Here is a 15,923-nt window from a genome sequence, read left to right on the forward strand (position 1 = left end):
TATACCTTATATTTTAAATGTCTTATATAATATAAATGTATTTTATAAAATATGTCAAAACATTTATATAAATATATCCGGCTCTTTTCTGGCTCCATGTTTTTTCTTAAATGGTATTTCAGAAAGGAAATGCAGTATTTTATTTAAATGTCTTGCATTCTGCGGACATATTGCAGCACAGCCCATACATGTAATACATTTTGTTTTATCTGTCACTTTTGGATTTTCTGCCATAATTGCATTTACTGGGCAGTTTTGTACACATGCTCCACATGCAGTGCATTTGCTGTCCCCTTTTGGTTTTAATGGTATGCCGTTATATTCTCTATATGGAAAGCTGCCGTAAAGATTAAGTTTCTTTTCATTTGATATATTATTAATATTCTTTATTTTATTTTTCACTTTATCAGCAAAATCTTTTATTTTTTCATTATCTTTTTCATCTGGTCTATTTACTGCTACTTTTGTCATAATAGAGTGGTTTGCAATAAAAGCAGCTGCTGCAATTACAATAAACCCTTTTTCTGATAAGATATTCTGCATTTCTAAAAGTGCATCTTCATAAGCTCTATTGCCATAAACTGCTATTATAACAGCAGGTGTATTATCTGCTTTTATCTTTTTAAGTTGTTCTGACATAATATAAGGCACTCTGCCCCCATATACAGGGTATGCAAAAACAGCTATTTCATTTGATGAAAATTCTACTGATATATCTCGCTTTTTATAGCTTGTAATATTATATTTTTCTGCATCATAGCCAAGACTTGATACAAAAAGTGAAAGAATATTACCTGTTTTTCTTGCAGGGCTGAAAAATATTGATTTTGATTTTTGAATATCCATTTTTTATCCCTATGCTGCCTTATTTATTTTGTTTCACAGCATTATATACAGCATCTACAGCTCTGTCTACACCTAAACTTGAACTTTTTATATACATATCATATCTTGAAGGCTCTCCCCATGTTCTGCCTGTATAGTAATTATAGTGGTTGCTGCGAAGATGGTTTATTTTATCAATATATTTTACTGCTTCATCTTCTGTTAATTTAAACTCTTCTGCTACTCGTTTTTTTGCAAATTCTTTATCAGCTGAAATAAATATATTAAAGCAGCTGTCACAGTCATAAAGCACCACATCAGCACATCGTCCCACAATAACACATCTGCCTTTTAATGCTGCATCTTTTATTATTTTGCTTTGAGCAATAAAAAGTTTGTCATTATCTGATAAGTTTTCATCATTAAATATATTATCCATTGATATATATCTAAGTAATTTTTCAGCTGATGTCATCTGCTGGTCATTACGCTCTACAAAATCACCAGAAAGCCCGCTTTTTATAACTGCATCTCTTATAAACTCCCTGTCAATAAATTTCCAGCCTAATTTTTTTGCAAGTTTCTGCCCTATTTCTCTGCCACCGCTGCCAAGCTCTCTGCCTATTGTAATAATATTATATCCCTGCACTTTATCTTTATGTTTTTCACGCCTTTCCAAAAACCTTAATATAAATGGACTTATTACAGGATTAAGTTTTGCTATGATAATGCCAACTAAAACTGCAGAAATTATAGTTCCTTCTCTCACACCTATTATGTGATTAAGCAGCAGTAAACCTGCCATTATACTAAATGATACAAGAGTTATATCAAATACTACTTTTATTTGACCAAAAGGTCTGTTTAGCACTCTTGCAACTGTTATCATTAAACCATCACCTGCTAAATATAAGAGCTTTGGTGTTACTTCAAATATAATACCTATTGATACAAGCAGTGAGCCTAAAAGCACATATAAAATCTGCACCAGATAATTTGGTGCTGTTATTGACTGAGTAAGCCACATAGAGCCATCTATTAAAAAGCCAAATAAAAAACTTACAAGTGTTTGAGAATATTGAGATTTTGGGAAATCTTTTCTTAAAATAATAACTTGAGCAATAATCATTGTAATATGCATGCCAACAGTTAACTGCCCTAATGTGTAGTTTGTGAAATAGTGGCTTAACACATAAGGCGGGCAGGATATAGGTGTAATTCCAAGATTACTGCGAACTGCAAAAGATATACCTAACGACATTAAAAATAAGCCAAAAATAGACACAATTAATCTTTCAATAAATAAAGATTTACTCATATAAACTCCTAAAAATGTGGCAAAAGAGAATAGGCTCGTTTTGTCAGAAAAAAATAAAATAAATTAAGAAATTTGTTGGATAAAAATATTTATCAAAAAAAATTATTTTTTGCAATATATAATTATAAAATTTAATAAAGGTCATTTTAATACATAAGATATATTTTAAAGCAGCTGTATAATTCATATTTATTTATGACAGTATTTAATTATAAATTGATTATATATTTTGTTATAATTTAGCTGACTTATATAAATTTCTGCATAGTTTCTGGATATTTTGACCATGCTCCGCTTTGTGTGCATACAAATGAAGCAGTATTTACTGCCATAAGGTGCGTCTCTTCTAAAGAAAGACCTGATAAAATATAATAAATAAATGCTCCAGAAAATGCATCACCTGCCCCAATAGTATCACTTACTTTAACAGCTGGTGTTTTTAATGTGGATATCCTGTCAGCAGTATATATGTTTGAGCTTAAACTGCCATTTGTATATATTAAATATTTTAAATCATACTTTTCTAAAATCATTCTGCATAAATCATCATCAGATATATTTATATCAAGCATATTTTTTAATATAATCGCCTCATCACTATTCATTTTAAAAATATCAGCATAAGTCATAAGCTCTGTAATAAGCTGTTTAGAATAATATGCTGCTCGTAAATTAATATCAAAAAGCCTTAATGATGATGGATTTGTATGCTTTAATAAAGTCATAATTGTATTGTGAGATATATCATTTCTGCTTGCCAGCGTGCCATAGCATACTGCATCTGCTTTTTTAACAAGAGTAAGTGCATTATCTGTTAATGGTATATAGTCCCATGCAGCATTTTCTACAATATTATATTCAGGCATACCATTATTTAAAGTAACATGAACTAAGCCTGTTGGATAATCAACTCTTTCAATAGTTGTATGCATATTTGTTTTAGAAATTGCTTCTAAAAGTTCATCACCAAGTTTATCTTTACCAACAGCACTGACAGCATAGCTTTCTGCTCCAAGGCATGATGCATGATATACAGCATTGGCAGGTGCTCCACCAATTTGTTTTCCACTAGGCAGCTTATCCCATAAAAGCTCGCCTATTCCTACTATTAAAGGATGCTGTTTCATTATATACTCCACATATATTACTGATATATAATCACATAAAAAATAGATATGTCAATAGATTTACCTGATATATGTGTTTTTGGGCTACAGTAATTTTGAGCAAGGCAAAAAATCTAAATTATATATATATTACAGCAGTGCATAATATATTAAATTATCATATTTTTAGATACTTCGCTTATAAAACAAGCTCAGTAAGACAATGCAGGGACAGGACGAGCTGTCTGAAAGCAAGCGGCGGGGGAGCATTTCCTGCGACCAAGCATGTTTTTTCAAATACAAAGATAAATTTGGAAATAAAGGATAAATTAACTTTAAATTCTCTTGCAGTATTTGTTACAAGGAAAAGTATAAGTTAAACTTGATTTACCTTTTTACTGTGCTGATTAGTAAAAAGGTAGATTTTCGTGTATAATTATACTATAATATCTTATAAAATGGAGATGGTATGACAGCTGATATTATTACTCTTTATATTCAAATATTTTGTATTATAACATTTACTTTATATGTAGTATATGTGCTTGCAGTTATACCTCTTTATAAATCACTGCCATTAAAAATTGTTAAAATATATAATTCTGTAATGTTTGATTTTGCAATATTTATGGCAATATTAATGGTATTTTATGTATTAAACTTTTTAATATTCCATATAAAACATTCACTTTTTATAAGCATAGAATTAATGATAACATTATCTTCTGGTGTGCTGCTTTCAACTGTAATATCCTATTTTGCAGTAAACAGTTTTAATATATCAAAGCCAGCCGCTTATATTTTGTATCTTTTTTTATTTATATTTTTATTTGTGCTTTATATTGCTGTGATATTTAAACCTTTTTACTAAAAGCAGATATTTTTAAAGGCTTCTGCATTTTCAGCCATAGCAGCTTTTATAATTTCTTCCTTTTCTTTATCTTTTGCCATAGCAATATCCTGCTGATAACTTATATGTTCCATAATATATTCTGCTTTTTCTTTATTTTCTGCTTTATCTATACATATCTGATTAAGTGATGAAAGCAGAGAAAGCTCAGTATCAAACTTACTGTTATTATAAAAAAGATATGTTATAAGTTTCATTACATATATATAAATATGACTGTATGGCAGAATTCCGTATATATCTTCTTTTGAGCATTTATCATTTACAAGCATATCAAATGATGTATCATATTCATTTGGAATATGCAGATTTTTCCAAGATATTTCAAGTTCATCCAGTGCATTTAAAATTTCTAAATCTGATTCATACTCTTTTGATAAAAGTTTTTCTAAATCTGGAATAATAGTTTCTTTAATTATATTTTCTATTTTTTCATCTTTAATATTTTGTGCCATAAAATTATCCTCTTTAAAATATTAATAAATTTAACTATAATGTCAATAAATATTTATCTGTCTTACAATTAAATTCAAGAACTTTTTAGGATAAAATCATTTATGATATGCTTTAAATGCAGTATAATATTTATTATATAATTTGATAAATAAAAAACGCAGGACAAAATGTCCTGCATTTTTGTTTTGAGCATTGTATTTCTATTAATGAGTTTAATAGTCTTAATTAATAATATCCATTTCCGCCATTTATAAATATCTATCTATACTATATTTTGATAGATTCAGTTTTTTTAATGATAGTAACTTTACCTGCTTCAAATTTTACTTCAACAGAGCCATAAAAGCCTTGTTCCATAGTTTCTCTCATTATTTCATAAAGTTTAGTAAGTTGTGATTTTCCGCCAATTTGTTGTTCGTTTTTGTTAATACTTAATGCTGCCATAATGCTCCTCCTCAAATGTTTTGTTCGTTGCATTTATTTTTTAATTTTATTTTATATTCTCTTTTATGCTCTTATGCTTGTAAAAGCGATAAAGCAATTGCAGGTATTTGGTTAGCCTGTGCAAGTATTGCAATATTTGCCTGATATGCAACTTGTGCAGTAGTCATTGCTGTTGTTTCTCTTGCTATATCAGTATCTCTTATTCTAGATTCGCTTGATGTAGTATTTTCTTCTGCTGTTGCAAGAGTATTTATTGTGCTGTTTAATCTGTTTATATATGCACCAATTTTTGCTCTTGTTGATACAACTTTAGTTAATGCGTTATCTATTTCAGTAATAGCTCTTTGAGCATCATCCTGAGTATTAATGTTTGTATTGCCTATACCTAAAGCTGCAGTATTTAATGCTGGAAGAGATACATCTAATTTTTCGCCTTTTTCTGTGCCTATTTGTATTTCTGTTCTTGCATCAACTATATGCAGATTTAAGTTTTGGTTTTCAAGTCTGCTGCTTGGCTTAAAATCAATTTTGCCTGTGCCTGTATTATAATAAGCATCAACACCAGTTCTTGTATCAACTATTAAATCAACTCCGGGAATAACATCTGTTACTCTTGAATTGCTTGTTACTCTTTCCCCTGATATTACACCAGTTAAGTTGTCTTTTGCAGTAATAGTTTGTATATTCTGGCTTGATTCCTGCACAACTTCAAGACCGAGTGCGTCCATTAATTTTTGGCTTCCAATAAATGAAAGCTCGCCATCTTTGCCAGTTAAAGCTGATTGAAGTATCATAGTTCCTGGAACTACACCAAACCCTGTGCTTTCTGTCTGGTTAAAAGATATGAGTTTTTTATCAACTTCTGTTAAACCGCTGCCCATATCTAAGTCTTGAGTAATTGCTTTTGTTATTTTATCTACTACATCTTGAATAGTATCATCACCTTCTAAATAGATTGTAGTATTTTTATTGTTTCCATATATTTTTAATTCCTGAGTTACAGCAAAAAGCTCAACACCATTTTCATCTACAAAGTTTGCAAGCTCTGAAAGTTTTGTTGTAGATGTAGCAGCTTTACCGCCTTTGCGGACTTCTATTGTTGCTGTTCCTGATAAAGTCTGACCATTTGCAGCAGCACCAGTATTTTCTTTAAATCCTAATGTAATTTCTCCAGCATTAAATGTTCCAGTTTTGCTGTCTAATGTTACTGTATGCACTGTTACATTGTTATAGTCAACTATGCCGTCTTTATCATCTGGTTTAGTTAATGAATCAGGCTGATTATAAACTATTACAGGACCTTGAACTCCATTATGGCTGATTTGTAAAGCACCGCCGCCATTTGCAATTAAATTATCATCATTTGCAACGCCTTTTGAATCAGTTACAGAAAAAAGGAATTTATCGCCATCATTTACTGTATCTGCTCCCGCAAGCATAGGTATTTCAAAGTTTAAGTTAAAGCCATTAGAGTTATATGAGCCTTGTAATTTACCATTTACTGATGTAAAATCTAACCACTGACCTTCTTCACCATTTTCTGCAGAAATAAATTTTACTCTGTAACCTGCACCAGCTGCTGCATTAGTGCTGTTTTCTGTAAATTCTATCATAAAGTAACCACTTTCATTTGTAGTAACTGCAGTAACTGAGCCAAAAGCCATATTTGAGCCATTTTTTTGGTAGCTGTTAATAAAAGTCATAGATGATGACATCTGTGCACCAGCTGCACCACCATCTGTTGGGTTTTGAATTGTTACAGAATAGCTGCCTTCTTCTGTATCTTGAATATTATAAGGATTGCTTACCTGACCTATATTTGTAGTGCCTTGGCTTCCTACATAAGCACCAAGTTTACCTTCTCTTAATGTAAAAATTTGAGTAGACTGCACTTGGTTTTGACCCGGTTTTACATTAAAATTAATATCATAGTTGCCATCAGCTACTGTGCCATTAATAACTGCACTGATTTTATCTGTGCCGCTGTTCCAAGCACCGCTTGATTCACCATTAATAAGTTTTTTAGTGTTAAATTGAGTAGTTTCAGAAATCCTGTCAATTTCTTCTTTTAACTGGTCTATTTCTTTTTGAATTTCTAGTCTGTCATTAGCAGAATAAACACCATTTGCACCTTCAACTGCTAGTTCTCTCATTCTTTGAAGCATATTAGATACTTCATTTGCAGCACCTTCTGCTGTTTGAAGATATGAAATACCATCTTGTGCATTTTGTGATGAAGTTTGCAGACCTAAAATAAAGCCCCTCATTTTTTCAGATATTGCCATACGAGATGGGTCATCCATAAAAGTATTTATGCGTAATCCTGAAGAAAGTCTATTTATTGACTGGCTTAAATCGCTCTGATTTCTACCAGCAGCAACTAAGCTTGATAAAGAAAACAAATTTGAGTTAGTAATCATACCTGTTGACATCTTGTCCTCCCTGACTTATTCAATAGAGTCCCAACCTTGTATGGTATATGTATCGTAAAAACTTAAAAATACTTTAATAAAATTTTAGTTTTTTTAATCTTTTTTCTCGGCTTCCCTGCCGTTTTATTCTTTATCGGAATAGTAAAACAAAACTTTAGAAAATATTTTACTTATATTAAAAAAAAATTTATACTTTTATAAACTATGACTTGAGGAGCTTATATGTGCAGATTTTTATTGCTTTTTATTCTTTTGTTTCCATTCAGCATATATGCTGAAAATATCTCCCTTGATAACAGCATTTATGAAGTAATGCGTATAGGCTTTATTCTGCCGCCTGCTGATTTAAGATGGGAAAATACTTCTACTAAATCAAACTATACTGATATTAAAGCAAAAATTAGGAAGCAGCTTCAGGATGCTTTAGAGCTTAATAAAAAATATCCAAATATTACTAAAAATCAAAAAAATAATATTATATTCCGCTATCATCATTTACAGGCAGAGCTGCAAGACAGCATAAAAAATAAAAAAGTAAAATCTGTGGAAATCCCACTTTATAAACTTTATTTAGATTTATCTTTAATGTGTATAAATGAATATAAAGATGATATTTCAAACTTTGCGTCTTTTGATGAAAGTTACTTTTATATAGCTTTAAGAAGCCGTATTTTAATAAGCTATATTTTATTTAATATTAACTATATGCCGGAAGAACAGAAAATTATACTTGAATATACTGCTATGTATATAGAAAGATATAAGGAATATATGCAGAATGACTTTAAAACAAAAGTTACTAAGTATGATTATTATAAAGCATATAAAAAAGCTGCAGATGAACTTATAAATGCAGTAAATGAAAGATATAACCTGAATAAAAAAATAAATCTTGCAGATATTAAAGATAAAAATGGAAATTCATTAAAAGGGTTATGGTTTAGTATTGATTTTGATAAAGCAGGCAGTCCGCTTTTTACTGCTTATTACAGTCTTTTCTTTGGCGGATATACTGGATACCATTATTACAATTTTTCTTCATATTATAATTTTGTTGAAACATTTTATACAAATGCTGAAAGCAGAACAACCTTATTATTATACCCTAAAACAGTATACGAAAAAAATAATATTATATATGTTACCCTTGAAAATGACCCTGTAAATAACCAGTCTGGCTATGCAAAACCGCTGTATATTCAAGCAAGATTTAAAGATTCTAAACTATTAGAGCTGACTGATTCTTACTATGACGGTATTTCTTTATTTGTAGATAATATGGATAAATATATCAAACCATATAAGCTGAACCTTTCTTTAAACCAAAAAGTCAGTAAAGATAATATTGAAAAAAACATAACTGCCTTTGTTAAAAAGTCAGATAAACATGCTGATATTTATAATGCTGGAACTTATGCTGTTAATAACAAAACATTTTACATATTTATATCATACCATAACTATGCTTATGGCTATGATGGCATTAACAGCAGATGGAAAAATACTGTTATTACTTTCTGGGAAGATATGGGGCAGTATGCAGTATTAAAGGATTACTCATATCTTGATAATGGTGGAACTCTTCAAAAATGCAGTGCTCAAAATAATCTGCTTTTATGCAGTATGATATATAGTGACGAAAGAACAGCTTATGGAAATAATTTTTATACTTATATATTAGATAATGACAGCTTTTATCTATATTCTTATAAAAATATTACAGGTATAGCTGATAAGAAAGCAGCATGCACATATTATACTTATAGTGCTGAAAATAAAAAATCTATCCATGATGTTACATTAGACTATCTTAAAAATTTAAGAGATAAATCATACAGCAGTAAAAAATGTGCTAAATTAGTGGGTGTAGAATAGGCGAATTATCTAACAAAATATTTTTCATCTCTAAAAATCAGGCTTAAAATGTCAGCAGTGCATATTTGCTATATCTCCCATATTGATAATGCCACAGCTTCACTATTTAACTCTTTATACATATCAGTTAAACATATTACAGCACCATATCCAAGCTGTTTATGAAGCACTGCTTTTTTAAATGATGAAATATATTTATTTTCAGGCTCAGATATATTTTTAATATTTACTGGATAAAAATATTCTTCATCTTCTATTAATAAGTCAATAGATACTTTTGAGTTATCTCTGTAATGGTAAAACAATGCTTTTCTGCCGTTATGTCTGTAACTTTTTAAAATCTCCATAATAACAAAAGTTTCAAAAAAACTGCTGCTTAGATTACTTTTTTCAAGTTCTTCTGCACTGTTTATTGACAAAAGCCATGCTGCAAGCCCTGTGTCAGTCATATATATTTTTGGTGCTTTTATATACCGCTTTGTATTTTCTGTATAATATGGCTTTAATAAATAAACAATACCTGCCTGCTCTAATATATACACCCAGCTTTTTATTGTATTTGGCACAGCATTCACTTTCTCTGCTATCTCTGTAATATTTAATTCCTTTCCTGTGTAGAAAGCCATGATTGTTAAAAAATTTAGAAAAACTGCTTTATTAGTTACACTTATTTTATCATTTATATCTTTCTGTAATATATTTTCTATTTTACTGCTGTAAAAATTATCCCATATATCAAAATCATCTGTTTCTTCATAGTCTGGGAAAAATCCACGCCATATCAGTTTATAAGTATGGTGAATACTTTTTTTGCTTATAATACATGGTGGACGCTTTGACGGCACAAACGGTTTCTGTATATGCCCCATATTTGCCATTTCATAAATAGAAAGCCCCATTAATTCTAAATATATACATTTATTCTGCATATATTCTTTATACTCATTCGTGAAGTCTAGCTGCTGATTTGCAATAAAGATTATTTTTTTATTTTCAATTTCTGTAATATGCTGGAGCAGATTTAATGAATACTGAATATCATTGATTATTAAAGGCGGTTTATGTCTGCTGAAAAATTGACTGGTGGAATTATTTGCAAGCAGCATTTCTTTAATATTGCTTAAAGGAACACATGGAATATTATCGTAATATGAGCAGGCAGCAGAAAGTTTACCTGCTCCACGCATACCTGTTATAATTACAGGTTTATCTATATTTCCAAGTTTTCTAATATATTCAACTATACTTCGCCTTACAAATCTCAAAACAACTCCAATATGCAGTCATATTTCATATTTACATTATATTTAATATTTAGTATATTTTTCTTTAATTTATATAATAATTAATTATTAATCAAGAGCTTTCTTATTTGCAGTTAAAATGAATATATGTCAATAATGTGTATTTCTAATGGAATTATCTTTTTATATGGCTTATGACACAGTCAAAAAAAGAAGCAGAAAGTTTTATTCCTGCTTCTTAATTTATATATTACAAAATATGTTACTAACTCATTTTTGCATTTATGGCTTTTTGTTTGTTTTCATTGAGTTTTGTCATGAAAAGAAGAATAATTGCTAAAATACAGCCGCCAATCATAACTATAAAACCACCATTCCAGCCAAAAAAGTCTACAGTATAGCCAACTATAGCACTTGCTGCAACTGAACCGCCAAGATAACCAAAAAGTCCAGTAAAGCCTGCCGCTGTTCCTGCTGCTTTTTTAGGAGCAAGCTCTAATGCATATAACCCTATCAGCATAACAGGACCATATATTAAGAAACCAATAGCTATCATACATGCCATATCAACTGTTGGATTGCCAGCTGGGTTTAACCAGAATATTGTAACAGCTATTGTTACAAGTATCATAAAGAAAAGACCTGTAATACTTCTTGAGCCTTTAAAAACTTTATCACTCATCCAGCCACAAAGAAGAGTGCCGGGAATACCTGCATATTCATATAAAAAATAACCTATTGAGCTCATCTGCATTTCAAAGCCTTTTACTTCTCTTAAATATGTAGGCGACCAGTCTAATATGCCATAACGAATGAGATAAACAAATACATTAGCGATAGCTATAAACCATAATAATTTATTAGGGAATACATACTGCATAAATATTTCTTTTGCAGTTAATTCTTTTTCTGATGTGTCTTTATTATAATCAGGTGGATAATCGTTTTTATATTCTTCAATAGATGGTAAACCACATGACTGTGGAGTATCTCTCATTAAAAAGAAAGCTAATACAGCAACAGTAATAGCTGCAAGAGAAGGCATATAAAAAGCAGCACGCCAGTCATGAAACCAAGCCATACCCCATAAAAAGAATATTGGTGGAAGCCCCCCTCCAACATTATGAGCAACATTCCATAAGGAAACTATAGTTCCACGCTCTTTATGAGACCACCAGTGAACCATTGTTCTCCCACATGGAGGCCAGCCCATACCTTGAAACCATCCACAAAGAAAGAGAAGGACAAACATTATAGTAACAGAAGAAGTCGCCCATTCAAATCTACCCATAATAAGCATCATAGAAGCTGCCAGAATTAAGCCGACTGGTAAAAATACCCGTGGATTTGCCCTGTCAGAGAATGAACCCATAATGAATTTTGAAAAACCGTAGGCTATAGATACACCAGAAAGAGCAATACCAAGCTCGCCTTTTGTATATCCATATTCTTCAATAAGGTAAGGCATTGCCAAACCAAAATTTTTGCGGACAAAATAATATGCTGCATAGCCTATAAATATACCCACAAAAATTTGAACACGCAGACGCTTATAAAGAAGGTCTACCTGTTCTTCAGGCACTCTCTCAATGTGAGGAGCAGGTTTAAAAATATTTATCATACTTATACCTCCCTAATATGATATAAAATAAAACTATCTTTTAAAAAGGAAGAAAAACAGGCAAATATAATCAGACTGTTAGTATGATGTATTTTTACATCGATACTATATTTATGTCAATCAATATTTTATTATAGAATAGATTTAGTTGTATTTATATATTGTTATCAGGCAGTTTCATTTGAAATGCTTCTAATATATGAGTGCATTCTATTTTAGAACAGCTGTTTAAATCTGCTATGGTTCTTGAGGTTTTTAAGATTTTAGAGTAGGAACGGGCTGAAATATTATGTTTTGACATGATTTGTTCCATTATTTTTAAGGCATTGTCATCTAGATTGCAGTATTTCCTTACCATGCTTTCACTCATTTCAGAATTATAAAGTATCCCCTCATCTTTAAATCTCTCAGCCTGTATTTTATGCGCATTAATTACCCGACAGCGAATATCAGCAGAAGATTCTCCCTCCTGCAAGTCCATTAAATCTTTATAATCAACAGCTTCTACATGAGATATTAAATCAATCCTGTCAAGCATAGGACCTGAAAGTTTTGCACGGTATCTGTCTATTGCATTCTGCGAACATGTGCAGTCTTTACGGCTGTCCCCTAAATAACCACACGGACATGGGTTCATTGCTGCTACAAGCATAAATTTAGCAGGATATGTTACAGTTCTGCCTGCTCTTGCAATAGTTACAAATCTATCTTCCAAAGGCTGTCTTAAAACTTCTAAAACACTTCTTGAAAATTCAAGCATCTCATCAAGAAATAGAATACCGCTGTTAGCAATGCTTACATTACCGGGCTTAGCTTTTGTTCCACCACCAATAACTGCAATATTACTTGATGTATGGTGGGGGCTGACAAATGGTCTTTTATTTATAAGCCTGCCGCTGTCTTTAATTAGACCTGCAACTGAATGGATTTTTGTTGTTTCAAGAGCTTCCTTTAATGTCATTGGCGGAAGAATAGATGGCATACGCCTTGCAATCATTGTTTTGCCACTGCCGGGGCTTCCTATCATTATAAAATTATGCATACCGCTTGCTGCCACTTCTGCTGCACGGCGGGCTGCAAACTGACCCTTTACATCTTTAAAATCTATACCGTAATCTATAAATGATATTTCATCTAAAACTTTACTGTTTATTACAGGCTGTTTCTCAATATCACCCCTTAAAAATCCTATTACATCTGATAAGCTTTCAAAGCCGTAAACTTCCACATCTGGTATTAAAGATGCTTCCATAACATTTTCTACAGGCAGTATTATTTTTTTTATACCTGTTTCCATTGCATATTCTGTCATAGATAATATACCAGTTACTGCACGCAGCCTGCCGTCAAGAGAAAGCTCGCCAAGTATTAAATATTCATCAAGATTTTTATCTATAATACCCACTGCTTTCAATATAGAGACAGCAACAGGCAAATCAAAATGACTTCCGTCTTTTTTCATATCAGCAGGGGCAAGGTTTATTGTTACAGGATGATTAAAAAAATGATAGTCTAAATTTTTAAGAGATGCTTTTACTCGCTCTTTACTTTCTTTGATAGCATTATCACCAAGACCTACAATAGAAAAAGAGGGCAGACCATATGAGGAAACATCACATTCCACATCTACCCCCACTCCAGATATACCATTAAGGTATGATGATTTTATTTTGGCAAACATTAATATATTTCCGCCAGATAGAAAAAACCTGTTTTTGTGGAAAGTATCCTGCCAAGCTCAGATTTGGAGCTGGTTTCTGTAAGTTTTTCAAGCATTGTTTTAGGTGCAGGCACTTCATATATTTCAAGGGCTGGTTTATTCAGTTTATCTTTCATATCTTCTGCAGCCTTTCTCCATGAGCCTATATGATTAACAAGACTTTCTTTTTGAGCCATTCTGCCTGTATATATTCTGCCGTCTGCTAAAGCCATAACTTTATCTTTTGGCATACCACGCCTTTGGATAACAATATCAGTAAACTGATAATACATATCCATAAGCACATCATTTAGCACTTGTTTATCCTGTTCAGTCATCTGCCTTGCAGGACTGCCTGCATCTTTATATGCACCGCTTTTTAAAACAACACTTTTTACACCTATTTTATCCATAAGCTCTTGAGTATTTACTAAATTCATAATAACTCCAATGCTGCCTGTTATGGTAGATGGCTCTGCATATATTGCATCTGCACCAAGGCTTATTAAATAACCACCGGAAGCAGCAACTGAACCCATAGCAGCATAAACTGGCTTGCCAAGGTTTAGCACATAGTCATATATTTCCATGCTTGGTGTAACTGCTCCACCGGGAGAATCCACCCTGATAATAACACCTTCAACTAATGGATTGTTTTTTAATTTTTTAAGTGTTTCTATTACTGTATGGCTGTCAAATATTTGACCGCTTATATCCATTACAGCAATAGACGGCTCTGTAAGCCCATCAGATGTTTCCAAACCAGAAAGAACTAATAAAGCTCTTGCAAATACAATAAAAATCACAACTGCTATTATTACTTTTATCCATTTTTTCATAACTTATCCTTACCTATGGAAGATTTTTATTAATTTTATATAATTCCTGCAAAATTTCTGCTACAGCATCATATATATCATCAGGAATATTATCATACACATCAAGAGCAGCAAGCACTTCTGCTAAATCCTTATCCTGCTTTATGGCAATATTATATTCCTTTGCAATACGCACTATTTCACTGGCTAAATCACCACTGCCGCTTGCGATAACCTTTGCTTTATTATTTTCCAAGTCACCTTTTACTGCAGCAGCCTTTTTTATCATTAGGCCTGCTCTATCATATTTTTAAGAGTAACTGCATTTTTTGGAGCAAACCCTTTTTCTACATTGCAGAAAGAAAAGAAAATATTTTTTGCCATAACTGATACATCTCTTGCATCTTTAATAAATCGTTTTAATTCATTATCAGAATAATCATAATTTAAAAACTTTTCTGTGCCGCTGAGCCATAATGGGTCTTTACCATAAAGTCTGAAATATACACCACTATTTGAGCATACTGGTCTATATGGAGCAAAGCCGCGGAAAGATGGACCATCTATTATACATATACCTATCTGGTTTGCCTTAAATTCATCATAATACTTTTCTTTATGCCATGTAGAGTTTGTAAGTTCCACAAATAAAGGCAGGTCTTTAAAATTTTCCTTTAATTCAAGTAAAATATCAAAATTTTCCCTGCTTGCAGAAAAAAGATGGTGAAAATCTGCCAGTAGAGCAACAGCTGTGCCACGCTCTATGGCTGGAGTTATTCCTTCTATAAAAGATTCTATTTCTAATTTGTCTGGTTTTTTACGCATTAATGACTTATTAAGCCTGATAGAAAGTTTTATATCGCCAAGCCTGTCGCATATCCCTGCTATTTTTTCAGCTATAGGCATACGGTAAAATGTATATGTTAATTCTAGAAAATTAAGGTTAGATGCTTTATAGTGAGTAAGCAGGTCATAGTTATCTGTATCTTTTGGTGCAAATGTGCCTTTCCAATCCTCATAATTATAACCACTTGTGCCTGCATATACTTGTGTATTATTGATTTCCATTATTCCTCATCACTTATTATATTTATTATTTAAAGATTATTTTTATCATAAATAACCTATATTCTGCAAGGAAAATTTTTATAAACTAAAGTTAAATGCAAGATAAA

Annotated in this window: 14 protein-coding genes; 2 read left to right on the top strand and 12 right to left on the bottom strand. The window is 31.5% G+C overall.

The window, feature by feature from the left end; translation table 11 throughout:
• Window positions 1–63: 63 nt before the first annotated feature.
• The 3 genes from N508_RS06340 to N508_RS06350 form a co-directional block, all read right to left on the bottom strand.
• A complete protein-coding gene (locus tag N508_RS06340; protein ID WP_023275564.1) occupies window positions 64–846 on the bottom strand; it encodes an EFR1 family ferrodoxin in 783 nt (260 codons plus the stop codon).
• Between the two features lie 19 nt (window positions 847–865).
• Window positions 866–2,143 carry a cytidylate kinase family protein gene (locus N508_RS06345; RefSeq protein WP_023275565.1) on the bottom strand — a complete coding sequence of 426 codons (1,278 nt, stop codon included), beginning with the start codon at window positions 2,141–2,143 and terminating at the stop codon, window positions 866–868.
• A gap of 248 nt (window positions 2,144–2,391) precedes the next feature.
• Window positions 2,392–3,270: a carbohydrate kinase family protein gene (locus N508_RS06350; RefSeq protein WP_023275566.1), complete on the bottom strand. Its 879-nt coding sequence runs from the start codon at window positions 3,268–3,270 to the stop codon at window positions 2,392–2,394.
• Window positions 3,271–3,718: 448 nt separating this feature from the next.
• On the opposite strand from N508_RS06350, the gene N508_RS06355 reads away from it, so the two are divergent.
• A complete protein-coding gene (locus N508_RS06355; RefSeq protein WP_023275567.1) occupies window positions 3,719–4,120 on the top strand; it encodes a hypothetical protein in 402 nt (133 codons plus the stop codon).
• Here the strand turns inward: N508_RS06355 and N508_RS06360 are convergent.
• The 3 genes from N508_RS06360 to N508_RS06370 all read right to left on the bottom strand — a co-directional run bounded on the left by N508_RS06360 (window position 4,117) and on the right by N508_RS06370 (window position 7,491).
• Window positions 4,117–4,614, bottom strand: coding sequence for a hypothetical protein (locus tag N508_RS06360; RefSeq protein ID WP_023275568.1), 498 nt, complete (start codon window positions 4,612–4,614; stop codon window positions 4,117–4,119). The genes N508_RS06355 and N508_RS06360 overlap by 4 nt on opposite strands.
• A gap of 268 nt (window positions 4,615–4,882) precedes the next feature.
• Window positions 4,883–5,059: a hypothetical protein gene (locus N508_RS06365; RefSeq protein ID WP_023275569.1), complete on the bottom strand. Its 177-nt coding sequence runs from the start codon at window positions 5,057–5,059 to the stop codon at window positions 4,883–4,885.
• A 71-nt stretch (window positions 5,060–5,130) separates the two neighbouring features.
• The gene (locus N508_RS06370; RefSeq protein WP_023275570.1) at window positions 5,131–7,491 is read right to left on the bottom strand and encodes a flagellin N-terminal helical domain-containing protein; all 2,361 of its coding nucleotides are present in this window, start codon (window positions 7,489–7,491) and stop codon (window positions 5,131–5,133) included.
• Between the two features lie 222 nt (window positions 7,492–7,713).
• Here N508_RS06370 and N508_RS06375 point away from each other — a divergent pair, with 222 nt between their 5' ends.
• Window positions 7,714–9,366, top strand: a complete 1,653-nt coding sequence (locus N508_RS06375) for a hypothetical protein (protein ID WP_023275571.1) — start codon at window positions 7,714–7,716, stop codon at window positions 9,364–9,366.
• Between the two features lie 68 nt (window positions 9,367–9,434).
• On the opposite strand, the gene N508_RS06380 is transcribed toward N508_RS06375, so the two are convergent.
• The 6 genes from N508_RS06380 to N508_RS06405 form a co-directional block, all read right to left on the bottom strand.
• Window positions 9,435–10,631: an ATP-binding protein gene (locus tag N508_RS06380; RefSeq protein WP_023275572.1), complete on the bottom strand. Its 1,197-nt coding sequence runs from the start codon at window positions 10,629–10,631 to the stop codon at window positions 9,435–9,437.
• A gap of 244 nt (window positions 10,632–10,875) precedes the next feature.
• The gene (gene glpT, locus N508_RS06385; RefSeq protein WP_023275573.1) at window positions 10,876–12,231 is read right to left on the bottom strand and encodes a glycerol-3-phosphate transporter; all 1,356 of its coding nucleotides are present in this window, start codon (window positions 12,229–12,231) and stop codon (window positions 10,876–10,878) included.
• Between the two features lie 154 nt (window positions 12,232–12,385).
• A complete protein-coding gene (locus N508_RS06390; RefSeq protein WP_023275574.1) occupies window positions 12,386–13,912 on the bottom strand; it encodes a YifB family Mg chelatase-like AAA ATPase in 1,527 nt (508 codons plus the stop codon).
• Complete coding sequence (gene sppA, locus N508_RS06395; protein ID WP_023275575.1) at window positions 13,912–14,769, bottom strand: signal peptide peptidase SppA; 858 nt, start codon at window positions 14,767–14,769, stop codon at window positions 13,912–13,914. The genes N508_RS06390 and sppA overlap by 1 nt, the downstream gene beginning before the upstream one ends.
• A 13-nt stretch (window positions 14,770–14,782) precedes the next feature.
• Complete coding sequence (locus tag N508_RS06400) at window positions 14,783–15,037, bottom strand: EscU/YscU/HrcU family type III secretion system export apparatus switch protein (protein WP_023275576.1); 255 nt, start codon at window positions 15,035–15,037, stop codon at window positions 14,783–14,785.
• Window positions 15,037–15,816, bottom strand: coding sequence for a DUF72 domain-containing protein (locus N508_RS06405; protein WP_023275577.1), 780 nt, complete (start codon window positions 15,814–15,816; stop codon window positions 15,037–15,039). The genes N508_RS06400 and N508_RS06405 overlap by 1 nt, the downstream gene beginning before the upstream one ends.
• Window positions 15,817–15,923: the final 107 nt, after the last annotated feature.

It is taken from the genome of Mucispirillum schaedleri ASF457 (assembly GCF_000487995.2).
Classification (GTDB): Bacteria; Chrysiogenota; Deferribacteres; order Deferribacterales; family Mucispirillaceae; genus Mucispirillum; species Mucispirillum schaedleri.